Here is an 11,280-nt window from a genome sequence, read left to right on the forward strand (position 1 = left end):
CCCGCATTCGGCGCGCCGATAATGGCGATGCGAAATCCATCCCGGATCTTCTCTCCGATCCCCCGGTCGCCAAGCGCTTCCTCGATTTCGTGAATCAATCGGGTCAGCTTCCGGATGACCGGTGCCGTGGTTTCCTCGGGTGCATCTTCTTCGTCCGGAAAGTCCACAACCACTTCAATCAAGGCAAGTATGCCCGTCAGGTCAGCCCGCCATTGGTCGTACTGCTCGGTCAGACCGCCCGTCAGTTGCCGAAGAGCCTGGGCTTTCTGTGCATTGGTCTCTGCTTCGATAATGTCAGCGACGCCTTCGGCCTCGGTCAAATCGATCTTGCCCGCTTCAAAGGCGCGTCGCGTGAACTCACCCGGCTCAGCCAAGCGCACTCCAGGCTCACTCGTCAGTGTACTGATTGCATGGGTTATGACGGCTGGACCGCCATGCAGGTAAAGCTCCAGCGTATCTTCACCGGTATAGGAATGCGGCCCGGGCATGAAGACGACGAGTCCCTCATCAATGAGATTTCCATCCTCGTCGCGAAATTTCGTCAGAGTAGCATGACGGGGTTCCGGCAGGCCGCAATCGAGCAGGGCACCTGCCAGTTTCCAGATCCGGTCTCCTGATAACCGGATAATACAGATAGCTGCTGGGGGCTGGCCCGAGGCGAGGGCGCAGATCGTGTCGCGCTCGCTCATGGCCAGGCTCGCTCCGCTAGTTCTTCATGGCTTCGAAGAACTCATCATTGTTCTTCGTCTGGCGCAATTTATCCAGAAGGAAGTCAATTGCATCATTCGTGCCCATTGGGCCAAGGATGCGACGCAGAATGTAGATCTTGGACAGCTGGGCAGCTGGCGTGATCAGTTCTTCTTTTCGCGTGCCAGATTTCATGATGTCGATGGCCGGGAAGGTCCGCTTGTCGGCGATCTTGCGATCCAGCACGACTTCGGAGTTACCCGTACCTTTGAATTCCTCGAAGATGACTTCATCCATGCGGCTACCGGTATCGATCAGGGCAGTGGCAACAATGGTCAGCGAGCCACCATTCTCGACATTCCGCGCCGCACCGAAGAAACGTTTGGGGCGCTGCAACGCGTTGGCATCCACACCACCGGTCAACACTTTACCAGAGCTTGGAACGGTCGTGTTGTAAGCACGGCCAAGACGCGTGATCGAATCGAGCAGGATGACGACGTCACGCTTGTGCTCAACGAGGCGCTTGGCTTTTTCGATTACCATTTCGGCGACCTGGACGTGACGTGTGGACGGCTCATCAAATGTCGAAGCCACGACTTCGCCCTTCACCGTACGTCGCATGTCAGTAACTTCTTCGGGACGCTCATCGATCAACAAGACGATCAAATAGCATTCAGGATGGTTTTCCTCGATGGCGGAGGCGATGTTCTGGAGCAACACCGTCTTACCGGTCCGCGGAGGCGCAACGATCAGCGCGCGCTGACCCTTACCGATGGGCGCGACAATGTCGATGACACGTCCTGAACGATCCTTGCGAGTTGGATCCTGGCTTTCCATGCGCAGACGCTCTTCGGGATAAAGCGGTGTGAGGTTGTCGAAGTGAACCTTCTTGTTGGCCTTGTCCGGTTCCTCGAAATTGATGCGCGAAACATCCGTCAGCGCGAAGTAGCGTTCATTGTCCTGCGGCGCGACGATCGGCCCTTCGACAGTATCACCAGTCCGGATGTTACCCTTCTTCAGAACTTCCGGACTGACATAGATATCGTCTGGTCCGGGCAAATAGTTGGATTCCGGTGAGCGCAGGAAGCCGAAGCCATCAGTCAGAACTTCCAGCACGCCCTGGCCCGTGATTTCTACTTCGCTATCCGCCAATTCCTTGAGGATTGCGAACAGCATGTCCTGTGTCCGCATGGACGAGGCATTCTCGACCTCCAGTTCTTCAGCATAGGAGAGCAATTCCTCTGGCGATTTTGCCTTGAGATCGCTGAGTTTTACACTGGTGATGTCGTCGAGCATGGAAGAGGCCATGGATGAATTCCGGATGAGGGGCCGCCGTCATGTGTGTCGGCAACCGGATTTTGGTAAATTGGGAGTTCTTCGCCCGCGCAAGGACTGCGCAGCGGTTTTGCCGCTTATGGGGCCAGAATGGTCAAATCGTCAAGGGGTTGGGCACGGGGCCTGCCTAAAACGGCCTGACGATCACCATGATAACGACGCCGATCATCAGCAGGAAGGGCACTTCATTCAACATCCGTAGGCGCTTGGCGGGAATCCCGTCGCCTCCTCGGTCAATCTTCTTTCCGACACCGATGAAATAACCGTGCAGACCGGACAGGATCAGCACGAGCAGGAGTTTTACATGCATCCAAGGCATGCTCAGCAAGCTTTGATTCATAACAAGCATGGCAACGCCAAGCACCCAAACGAGGATAAGGCTGGGATTCAGGATGATCATGCGCAACTTGTTCGATGCTTCTTTCATCGTCTCGAAAAGAGGCTCGCCCGGCTGGCTGGAAAGTTGATGAATTTTGTAGCGGGGATAAACGAGCAAGCCGCCCATCAGCGCAATCACGAACACAACATGCGCTGCCTTCACCCAGAGATACAGCATCAGGCGACGTCCTTGCGAACGGGATTGGCGCGTTGGCCGACTTTCGGATGGGCTGTGCGGTTCGGGCAATTCTTCCAGTCGCCAGGGCAAAGCCGGGAGTCTGCGCATGATCGGATCGGCAAGTCTTGTCCCATTGTCTTCAGCACTTCATCGCGCAGCATGGAGATAAACTCCTCATGCACGCCCAGCGCTTCCACGCGGGTATAGCTCGCGGCGCCGTGCTCTTCAGCCACAAGTCGGTACTCTTCGCCAAGTTCCACCAGTGTCTCGATATGCTCGGAGACAAAGGCAATGGGTGCAATCAGGATGTTCTTGCCTTCCTTGGCCGCTTTTTCGATTTCGTCCTCGGTCGGCGGGCCAATCCATTTCAGCGGTCCCACGCGCGACTGGTAGCATGGCACAATCTCCCAGTCGGTCGGCACCCGCCCGGCGATCATCTCTGCCATGGCCTCGCACTGCCACTGGTAGGGATCTCCATCCTTCACGATTTTTTCCGGCAAACCGTGCGCTGACAGGAGAAGACGAACATTGCCGGGTTCACCCGCAGCTTTGTGTGCCTTCATGATCTGGTCGACATGCGAGGAGATCAGGCCTTCGGCGAAGGGATAGCAGCAGATTGTCTTGGCAATACCCTTGTAAGCCTTGTTCCAGGCCGTGAGGGACGAGCCTGTCGTCGTTGTGGAAAACTGCGGATAGAGCGGCAACAAGATGACTTCGTCTGCGCCCCAGGCTTTTACATCAGTCGCGGCTTCTTCGGTGAAAGGGTGCCAATAGCGCATCGCAATAAAACACCTGACCTCATCCTCAGGCAATTTTTCCTGCAGCGATGCCGTAAGCGCATGCGCCTGTTTTTGAGTCTCAGGCAAAAGCGGTGACCCACCGCCAGCATCCATCATGGCGTAATTCTTGATCACTGATGGCGCACGGGTCGTGGAGATCAGCCGAGCGAGAAACCAGCGAATGGGCAACGGCGCACCAATAATGGCTGGATCTCGGAACAGGTTTTTCAAAAAGGGTTTCACGGTCTTGTCCGAATCCGGTCCTCCCAGATTGAACAGAACTACGGCGATCTTTCGGCTCATGATTTCCTAGCCCTTCCGAATGATTTCCAGCACGCGCTCAACATGCGCGATCGGGGTTTCCGGCCGGATTCCGTGTCCAAGGTTGAAGACATGCGGCCGACCTTCATAGGCAGAGATAAGCTCGCGCACCCGATCGTCGAGTCGCTGACCCCCTTCAATCAGCAGGAGTGGGTCAAGATGTCCCTGTACCGGAAATCCGGCGGGCAGGGCGGCGTTCACAAAGGCTGGCACTGCTGCCGTATCGAGACCGACGGCCGTGATACCCGTCTCCTGAACATATTCCGGCAGCATGGCAGACGCGCCGCGCGGAAATCCGATGATGGGAACCGTGACACCCATTTCCCTCAGCCGTGCGACCAGTTTCTTCGTTGGCGCGATAATGACTTCTCGGAAGATATTATTGGGCAGACCCTCGGCCCAGCTGTCGAACAACATCAATGCATCCGCGCCGGCTTCCACCTGCGCGGCCATATAGTGCGCTGTTGCTTCGCTGATGAGATCCAACACGTTCGCCAATTCGTCTGGCTTGCCATGTGCCCATCGCCAGGCGAGCGACTTGTCTGTCTTGCCGCGACCTTCGATAGCGTAGAGCCCGACCGTCCAGGGTGATCCGGCAAAACCAATCAGGGCTGTGTCGTCGGGCAAGGCAGCTTTCACACGAGCAACCGTCTCATAAACCGGAGACAATCGATCAGCCGCTTTCTGGGGTGTGACTTTTGCTAAATCAGCTGCTGTATCGATTTGCTGAACAATAGGTCCAACACCTTTTTCGAACCGCACACTCAGACCCACCGTGTCGAGGATCAGCAAAATGTCAGCAAACAGGATGGCGGCATCCATGCCATAACGACGTACTGGCTGAAGCGTCGCTTCCGCTGCCATTGAAGGCGTGTAGCAGAAATCGAGAAAGTTCTTCGCGCGCGCCCTCAGCTCGAGATACTCAGGAAGGTGACGACCAGCCTGTCGCATCATCCATACCGGAGGCGGGGCGACCACCTGTCCCTCAAGTACCTGAATCAGCTTAGGCTTGGTGTTCATGCCTCAGGCCCCCTTCCATCCCAAAATCAAACAAAGCCCGTCAGGGCGCTTATAACTATTAGACCGTGTAATTCGTGGAGAAAGGCCACACACAGGAATTGTCCAGCTAAATCCACAGGCGAGTCACAGGGTGTCGCACCCCGGTAAGGTTTCGTTAATTGTCGATTTTACCGAGGTTAACGATGGGTTAACACCCCAGTTGGAGTCACAGGTGCGAACGAAAGGGGATTCTGCCGGAGTCGAATTCGCTGGCTGTGACTCGATTGTGAATCCATTTGGGGAAGATCCTCTATCCACAGAGGACTCACAGGTCTTGTGTGTTTTGCCAACCTCGGCAACACAGGGGCGATGAACAAGCCACTCGCCCGCCTAAGCATATACTTCAATGTTCACCTGGTCTCTGACAGTACCGGTGAAACCCTGAATGCCATCCAGCGCGCTGCGTGTGCGCAGTTCAAGAATGTTCAGCCCCTCGAGCACAACTATTATCTGGTCCGCTCAGAACGCCAGCTAGAGCGCGTGATGAGGGAGATCGAAGCTGCACCGGGTGTGGTCTGGTACACGATCTCCGACGAGACACTGCGATCAAAACTCGAAGCCTTCTGCCGCGAAAAGGGCGTATCCACTTTGCCCGTACTGGATGCCTCCGTTGCCATGCTGGGCCGACATCTCGGTGTGTCGGCGAATCGGATCGTCGCGGGACAGCACGCATTGGATGATGACTATTTCGAGCGGATGGAAGCGATCAATTTCACGCTCGCGCATGATGATGGCCAGAATGTCGATGGGCTACGGAATGCTGATGTGATCCTGCTTGGTGTCAGTCGTACGTCCAAGACGCCGACCAGTGTCTATCTTGCGAACCGCAAGGTAAAGGCTGGTAATATTCCGCTGGTTCCCGGTGTTCCGCTTCCAGGATTCGTGGAAGAACTTGGTCCGAAAGGCCCACTGATCGTCGGCCTGAAAATCAGCGCTGAGCGGCTCGTCCAGATTCGGCGCCAGAGATTGATTTCCCTGCAGGAAGACGAACACACAATCTATGCGGATGAAGCGGCCGTGCGTGATGAGGTGACCCAAGCCAACCGCCTGTTCCAGCGCAACAAGTGGAAGACAATCGATGTGTCCCGCCGGTCTGTCGAGGAAACTGCTGCCGCTATCCTGAACCTTCTGAATGAGCGGAACGCCCAACCATGAGCCAGCGCATCATTCTAGCATCCGGCAGTCAAAGTCGGCGAGCCGTGCTGACCGCTGCCGGCATCGAGGCAGACACGATCAAGCCGAATGTGGACGAAGACGCAGCCAAAGCCTCTTTCCGCGCGAGCGACATGAAAGTGCGCGATCAGGCGATGCAACTTGCCGAACTGAAATCGGTGAAGATTTCGATGCGCGAACCGGGCCTGGTGATCGGTTGTGACCAGATGCTCTCACTCGATGGAGAGGCGTTCGACAAGCCGGTTGACCTTGCCGATGCCCGGAACCATCTGGTGAAGCTGTCCGGCAAGGCGCACACATTGGAAACGGCGATTGTTATCAGCGAAGAAGGGAAACCTGTCTGGCGTTATCTGGCGAGGCCGAAATTGACTGTTCGCCCACTGAGTGGTGCCTTCATCGACACCTATGTTGAAGCGGTCGGAGAACCGCTCTTGTCGACGGTTGGTGCCTACCAGCTTGAAGGGCTTGGCGCGCAATTGTTCACACGGATCGACGGTGATTACTTCTCAATCCTGGGATTGCCTCTTCTTCCGTTGCTGGACTATTTGCGGACACGTGGAGTGTTGTTGTCATGACCAAACTCTATGGGGTCGTCGGCGACCCAGTCAGTCATTCCCTGTCACCTGTGATTCATAATGCGTGGATACGCGAGCACGGTATCGATGCGACCTATGAGGCGATGCATATTCCGAAGGGTGAGTTTACGGATGGCCTGTCGTCTCTGGAAGAACGGATGGCGATGGGTCTGAACGTGACCTCTCCTCACAAGGAAGATGCCATAGCGCGGGCAGAAGGCACAAGCGATGTTGCGCGCCGCATTGGAGCAGCGAACACTCTGGTTCGGCTGAAGTCTGGTGGCTGGCTAGCGGAGAACACCGATGCCCCTGGTTTTACTGAATCCCTCGCCCAGGCGAACATTGAAATAGCTGATCAGAATGTCTGCCTGCTGGGAGCAGGGGGGGCCGCTCGAGCGGTTGCGCTGGCATTGTCCGACATGCGGGCAACCTTGACGATCTGTAATCGAACGCGATCCCGCGCAGAGGATCTTGTGAAACATTTGAACATTGATGCTGATATCCGAGACTTGGAGCATGCCGAAGCAGAGATGGGCAAGGCAGACGTGGTGATCAACACGCTGAGTCTTGGCCAGACGGGCCAGTCTCTTGACCTACCGGAAGGTAAGCTTCGGACGTTTTACGATATTTCTTATGGCAAGCCTGCCAAGGCGATATTGGCGCAGGCGGATACGGCCGGGTGGAAGCCAATGGATGGGCTGAGCATGCTGGTCGCGCAAGCGGCATTCAGTTTCGAACTCTGGTTCGGAGTTCTGCCGGATATGGAGTCTGCGATGGCTCGCTGTCGTAAACTGGTGGAGGCAACCACATGATCGTCCTTGGGCTGACAGGGTCTATCGGCATGGGTAAGTCTGCAACAGCGGATTTGTTTCGTGAGGAGGGTGTTCCGGTCTACGATGCCGACGCGGCTGTTCACGCACTTTATGCCAAGGGTGGGGCTGCCGTTGCACCGGTCGAGGCGGCTTTTCCGGGGGTGATGGTCGACGGTGCGATCGACCGGATGGCTTTGCGCACGCATGTGCTGGATGATGCCGAGGCGATGCGGAAGCTTGAGGCCATTGTGCACCCCCTTGCTGGTGATGCCCAGAAGCAATTTCGGGACAAGGCGCGCGAGGATGGCGCACGTTTCGTCGTGCTGGATATTCCTCTTCTGTATGAGGCTGGCGGCTATGCGTATTGCGACTATGTTGCGGTGGTGACCGCGCCTGCGGACGTCCAGCGCGAACGGGTATTGTCGCGACCGGGCATGACGGAGGAAACATTCGAGTCCATCCTGGCACGTCAGATGCCCGATGCAGAAAAGCGTGCAAAGGCGGATTTCATCATCTCCACAGCGCATGGTTTCGAATTTGCTGCCGATTGTGTTCGCGCCATAGTATCCCTGATGAATCGTTTGGTTGAAGAGGCAAATTCATGAGTGAAGACATTCGCGAACTGGCATTCGATACTGAGACGACCGGCTTGCACCACCTTGAAGGGGACAGGGTGATCGAGATCGGGGCAGTCGAGATGATCAATCACATCCCGACAGGTCGCACGTTCCGGACCCTGATCAATCCAAAACGTTCTGTATCGGAGGATACGGTGCGCATTACAGGCATCACGGATGACGATCTGAGAGATGCCCCATTCTTTGAGCATCCGTCGGTTGTAGACGCGTTCCTTGAATTCTTGGGCGACGCCACGCTAGTGGCGCACAATGCCGGATTTGACCGGAACTTCCTGAACATGGAACTGGAAAAATGCGGACGTCCACCAATCCCTGAACCTCGCTGGATCGATACGGCGCAGATGGCCAGGAAGAAGTATCCGGGCGCGCCGGCAAATCTGGATGCGCTATGTCGCCGGTTTGAAATCTCGCTGGAAAGCCGGACCTTTCATGGCGCGCTGCTGGATAGCCAATTGCTGGCCAGTGTCTACCTGGAGCTGCTTGGCGGGCGGGCGCATGCCTTCACGTTCGAGAGCGAAGAAGAACTCACCCGCGGTGAGCGCAAACGTTCCGCCCGGCAACGGCCAGTGCCACTGGAATCTTTGATTTCCGACGACGAGCGCGCCGCCCATTCTGCCTTTGTCGACAGTCTGGGCGAAGACTCAATCTGGAAAAAGTTTGGCTGATCAGGCCTGGCCGGTCGGCGCAGCAGGCGGCGTCTGACCGCCTTCGGCTGCGGCCCGCTGGTATTGCGACTGGTAGAGTTGCACAAAGTCGACCGGATCGATCAGGAGCGGTGGGAAACCACCTTCGCGGGTGATTTCAGCAATGATCCGGCGCGCGAATGGGAAGAGCAGGCGTGGGCACTCGATCAGCAGCATCGGTTCCATCTGTCCCTGTTGGGCGTTCTGGATCTGGAAGAGGCCGGCATAATCGAGTTCGCAAATGAACAGGACAGCCTGTTCAGCGGTCGCCTTGGCAGAGAGCTTCAGCGAGACTTCGTAAAGGCCATTGCCGTCGGCGTGCGGGGTCGCGCCGACATCAATGCCGAGGTCTATATTCGGCTGGGCTTGCACCGGGCCGACGCCGGGATTCTCGAATGACAGGTCCTTGATATACTGTCCAAGAACGCGCATGGCGGGCGCCTGAGGCGGCGTGCCCTGCGGTTGGGGGTTTTGCGGTGCGCTGGCATCTGTCATGCTGATCCTCCCTGAATCTGAAGCCGCGCGCCTAGCATGTGGCCCCCTAAGGCGCAACGTATCACTGGCATCATTGGGCTGTTCGCCCTATTTATGGTGTTACGCAATCCATCGGAGGAAGTTACGCGTCCATGTTTGATCCTGTGATCCAAGTTGTGATCCTTGCGGCCATCGCGCTGTTTGTCCTGTTCCGCCTCTATACGGTGCTCGGACGCGGTGAGGACAATTCTCCTGTGCAACGCACTCAGCCGGCCAAGCCACGCCAGGTTGATCCTGGCGCAAATGACTTGCCATTGCCCAATGCCGACAATGACCGTCCGATCTTTACCGGCCCGGCAGCAGGCGGGTTGGAAGACATCTACAATGCTGACAACAGCTTCAATGAGGCAACGTTCATGCGTGGCGCGAAGGCGGCCTACACGATGATCGTGACCGCTTTTGCGGCAGGTGACCGAGATACGCTGCGGCCTCTGCTGGATGATGACGTCTATGAGGCCTGGGACCACGCGATTGCGGAACGCGAAAAGACCGGCGCCTCGGCGTTTGACCTCCTGCGCATTCGTCGAGCCGAAATCGAAAGCGCTGAGATGGACGGTAATATGGCGCGCATCTGGGTGCGCTATGAAGCCGAACTGGGCGATGGTGAGACGACCCGCACGGCGCGTGAGCTGTGGGCTTACATGCATGATGTGACCGCAAACGATCCCAATTGGATCCTCGATGATGTCGAAGAAGCCAAATAGGCAGTCTTCCACCACAAAGCGCGCATCCGGGGCGTGACAGCCCGCCCGAAAGCATTCCATAAATGGCGCCATGCTTCGCCGTATCCTTCTGTTTGCCAGCGCGCTTGTTCTGGCCTCGTGCCAGTCTGCGCCGCCACCGCCGGCTCCGTCGCCCAAGCCGTCGCCGACCCGGCCTGTGGATGTTGGCCCGTTGCCGCCAGCTGCGATTGAGCGTCCGGCGAGCTTCCGGGAGTTGCCGAACTGGGATGTGGCACCCATCGAATTGCCGCTGAGTGCGTTCAAACGGTCGTGCGTGAAGCTGCAGGACCGGTCGGCCGGGGACTTCATGGCCAATGTCGCCCCCTGGGCCGGATACGTTGCCGAGTGGCTGCCTGCCTGTGATGCGGTGAATGATGCGCAGGATGATGAGAGTGCAAGGCGCATCCTGGAATCCCTGTTTACCCCGGTCGAAATTTCCGATCCGTCCGGCAAGAGCCGCTTCACGGGCTATTTCGAGCCGCTTTACGAGGCGCGCTACACGCCGACGCCGCCCTTTACCGAGCCTGTGCCCGCGCTGCCCGCCGATCTCGTGCCGAATGGCGCAAGTCCAAAACAGCGCCTGCGCAATGGCGCGCTGAGACCGTATCCTTCCCGCGCTGAAATCACGACGTCGGGCGTCAGCGCGATTGCCTATGCCCACCCGGCCGATGTGTTCTTCCTGCAGATCCAGGGTTCGGGCCGGTTGCAGTTCCCTGACGGGCGTACCGTGCGCGCAGCCTATGCGGCGCATAATGGCCACCCGTTCCGGTCGACAGCCAACTGGCTGATGGAAACCGGCCGGATCACGGCGGGCGAGGCCAGCATGCAGGGCATACGTGCCTGGATGGACCGGGCCGGGCCGGTTGAGACACGTATGGCGATGAACCAGAATCCGCGCTTCGTGTTCTTCCGCGCCCTGCCGGAAGGGGATGCGGCGCTCGGACCGGAAGGGGCGCAAGCCGTGCCGCTGACGCCTTTGTCGTCGATGGCTGTGGATACCGATATCCATCCGCTGGGCGTGCCGATGTATGTGCAGACAACCGCGCCGGGCCTTGGCGGAGACTGGGCAGGCATGCTGGTTGCGCAGGATACGGGCGGCGCGATCAAGGGTGCAGTGCGCGGCGACCTCTATTTCGGCACGGGCCCGGAGGCGGGCGAGCGCGCCGGCACGATGAATGCGCCGGGCCGGTTGTGGGTGTTCCTGCCCAAAGGCGTGGCAGCGCGAATCCACACGTCTGACATGGCAACGCTTGGGTTCCATGCGGGCGCGCCGTAAGAGTGCGGTCATGACGAAACGCCGCCTGACCCCGGAAGAATCCCGTGCATGGTCGCGCGTGGCCAGCACGATCAAGCCGATAGGCCCGGCAAAAGACAATCTTGAAGAGTTCGAGCGCGCACTGGAAGCC

At 57.7% G+C, this 11,280-nt stretch carries 13 protein-coding genes; 7 read left to right on the top strand and 6 right to left on the bottom strand.

The window, feature by feature from the left end:
• From B4F73_RS04290 to hemE, 5 genes are all read right to left on the bottom strand, one after another.
• Positions 1-689: tRNA modification GTPase (locus B4F73_RS04290; protein ID WP_414651863.1), on the bottom strand; the 689-nt coding region annotated here is incomplete at its 3' end.
• A 16-nt stretch (positions 690-705) separates the two neighbouring features.
• Complete coding sequence (gene rho / locus B4F73_RS04295) at positions 706-1,995, bottom strand: transcription termination factor Rho (RefSeq protein ID WP_369794153.1); 1,290 nt, start codon at positions 1,993-1,995, stop codon at positions 706-708.
• A gap of 154 nt (positions 1,996-2,149) precedes the next feature.
• Positions 2,150-2,578 (bottom strand): CopD family protein, encoded by a 429-nt coding sequence (locus B4F73_RS04300; RefSeq protein ID WP_290480261.1) that lies wholly within the window; start codon positions 2,576-2,578, stop codon positions 2,150-2,152.
• A complete protein-coding gene (gene hemH / locus B4F73_RS04305) occupies positions 2,578-3,660 on the bottom strand; it encodes a ferrochelatase (RefSeq protein ID WP_290482585.1) in 1,083 nt (360 codons plus the stop codon). The genes B4F73_RS04300 and hemH overlap by 1 nt, the downstream gene beginning before the upstream one ends.
• Positions 3,661-3,666: 6 nt before the next feature.
• Positions 3,667-4,698, bottom strand: a complete 1,032-nt coding sequence (hemE, locus tag B4F73_RS04310; RefSeq protein WP_290482586.1) for a uroporphyrinogen decarboxylase — start codon at positions 4,696-4,698, stop codon at positions 3,667-3,669.
• A 348-nt stretch (positions 4,699-5,046) separates the two neighbouring features.
• Here hemE and B4F73_RS04315 point away from each other — a divergent pair, with 348 nt between their 5' ends.
• The 5 genes from B4F73_RS04315 to dnaQ are packed head-to-tail and all read left to right on the top strand — an operon-like array spanning position 5,047 to position 8,600.
• The gene (locus tag B4F73_RS04315) at positions 5,047-5,892 is read left to right on the top strand and encodes a pyruvate, water dikinase regulatory protein (protein ID WP_034813100.1); all 846 of its coding nucleotides are present in this window, start codon (positions 5,047-5,049) and stop codon (positions 5,890-5,892) included.
• Positions 5,889-6,485, top strand: coding sequence for a Maf family protein (locus B4F73_RS04320; RefSeq protein WP_290482587.1), 597 nt, complete (start codon positions 5,889-5,891; stop codon positions 6,483-6,485). Before B4F73_RS04315 ends, B4F73_RS04320 begins: the two co-directional genes overlap by 4 nt.
• Positions 6,482-7,297, top strand: coding sequence for a shikimate dehydrogenase (aroE, locus tag B4F73_RS04325; protein WP_206991709.1), 816 nt, complete (start codon positions 6,482-6,484; stop codon positions 7,295-7,297). The genes B4F73_RS04320 and aroE overlap by 4 nt, the downstream gene beginning before the upstream one ends.
• Positions 7,294-7,902, top strand: a complete 609-nt coding sequence (coaE, locus tag B4F73_RS04330; RefSeq protein WP_290482588.1) for a dephospho-CoA kinase — start codon at positions 7,294-7,296, stop codon at positions 7,900-7,902. Before aroE ends, coaE begins: the two co-directional genes overlap by 4 nt.
• The gene (dnaQ, locus tag B4F73_RS04335) at positions 7,899-8,600 is read left to right on the top strand and encodes a DNA polymerase III subunit epsilon (RefSeq protein ID WP_206991707.1); all 702 of its coding nucleotides are present in this window, start codon (positions 7,899-7,901) and stop codon (positions 8,598-8,600) included. The genes coaE and dnaQ overlap by 4 nt, the downstream gene beginning before the upstream one ends.
• Here dnaQ and secB read toward each other — a convergent pair whose 3' ends face one another.
• Positions 8,601-9,113: a protein-export chaperone SecB gene (gene secB, locus B4F73_RS04340; RefSeq protein ID WP_290480257.1), complete on the bottom strand. Its 513-nt coding sequence runs from the start codon at positions 9,111-9,113 to the stop codon at positions 8,601-8,603.
• Positions 9,114-9,244: 131 nt separating this feature from the next.
• Here secB and B4F73_RS04345 point away from each other — a divergent pair, with 131 nt between their 5' ends.
• Positions 9,245-9,856, top strand: coding sequence for a Tim44/TimA family putative adaptor protein (locus tag B4F73_RS04345; protein WP_290480256.1), 612 nt, complete (start codon positions 9,245-9,247; stop codon positions 9,854-9,856).
• A 70-nt stretch (positions 9,857-9,926) separates the two neighbouring features.
• Positions 9,927-11,150 carry a murein transglycosylase A gene (locus B4F73_RS04350; protein WP_290480255.1) on the top strand — a complete coding sequence of 408 codons (1,224 nt, stop codon included), beginning with the start codon at positions 9,927-9,929 and terminating at the stop codon, positions 11,148-11,150.
• Positions 11,151-11,280: the final 130 nt, after the last annotated feature.

The sequence above is a fragment of the Hyphomonas sp. UBA3601 genome (assembly GCF_002375605.1).
Taxonomy (GTDB): Bacteria; Pseudomonadota; Alphaproteobacteria; order Caulobacterales; family Hyphomonadaceae; genus Hyphomonas.

Excerpts from the sequence above, each read along its gene's own strand:
- hemH (WP_290482585.1), bottom strand. The coding sequence starts at position 3,660 with ATGAGCCGAAAGATCGCCGTAGTTCTGTTCAATCTGGGAGGACCGGAT.
- secB (WP_290480257.1), bottom strand. The coding sequence starts at position 9,113 with ATGACAGATGCCAGCGCACCGCAAAACCCCCAACCGCAGGGCACGCCG.
- B4F73_RS04315 (WP_034813100.1), top strand. The coding sequence starts at position 5,047 with ATGAACAAGCCACTCGCCCGCCTAAGCATATACTTCAATGTTCACCTG.
- B4F73_RS04345 (WP_290480256.1), top strand. The coding sequence starts at position 9,245 with ATGTTTGATCCTGTGATCCAAGTTGTGATCCTTGCGGCCATCGCGCTG.
- B4F73_RS04350 (WP_290480255.1), top strand. The coding sequence starts at position 9,927 with ATGCTTCGCCGTATCCTTCTGTTTGCCAGCGCGCTTGTTCTGGCCTCG.
- hemE (WP_290482586.1), bottom strand. The coding sequence starts at position 4,698 with ATGAACACCAAGCCTAAGCTGATTCAGGTACTTGAGGGACAGGTGGTC.
- aroE (WP_206991709.1), top strand. The coding sequence starts at position 6,482 with ATGACCAAACTCTATGGGGTCGTCGGCGACCCAGTCAGTCATTCCCTG.
- B4F73_RS04300 (WP_290480261.1), bottom strand. The coding sequence starts at position 2,578 with ATGCTGTATCTCTGGGTGAAGGCAGCGCATGTTGTGTTCGTGATTGCG.
- B4F73_RS04320 (WP_290482587.1), top strand. The coding sequence starts at position 5,889 with ATGAGCCAGCGCATCATTCTAGCATCCGGCAGTCAAAGTCGGCGAGCC.
- dnaQ (WP_206991707.1), top strand. The coding sequence starts at position 7,899 with ATGAGTGAAGACATTCGCGAACTGGCATTCGATACTGAGACGACCGGC.
- coaE (WP_290482588.1), top strand. The coding sequence starts at position 7,294 with ATGATCGTCCTTGGGCTGACAGGGTCTATCGGCATGGGTAAGTCTGCA.
- rho (WP_369794153.1), bottom strand. The coding sequence starts at position 1,995 with ATGGCCTCTTCCATGCTCGACGACATCACCAGTGTAAAACTCAGCGAT.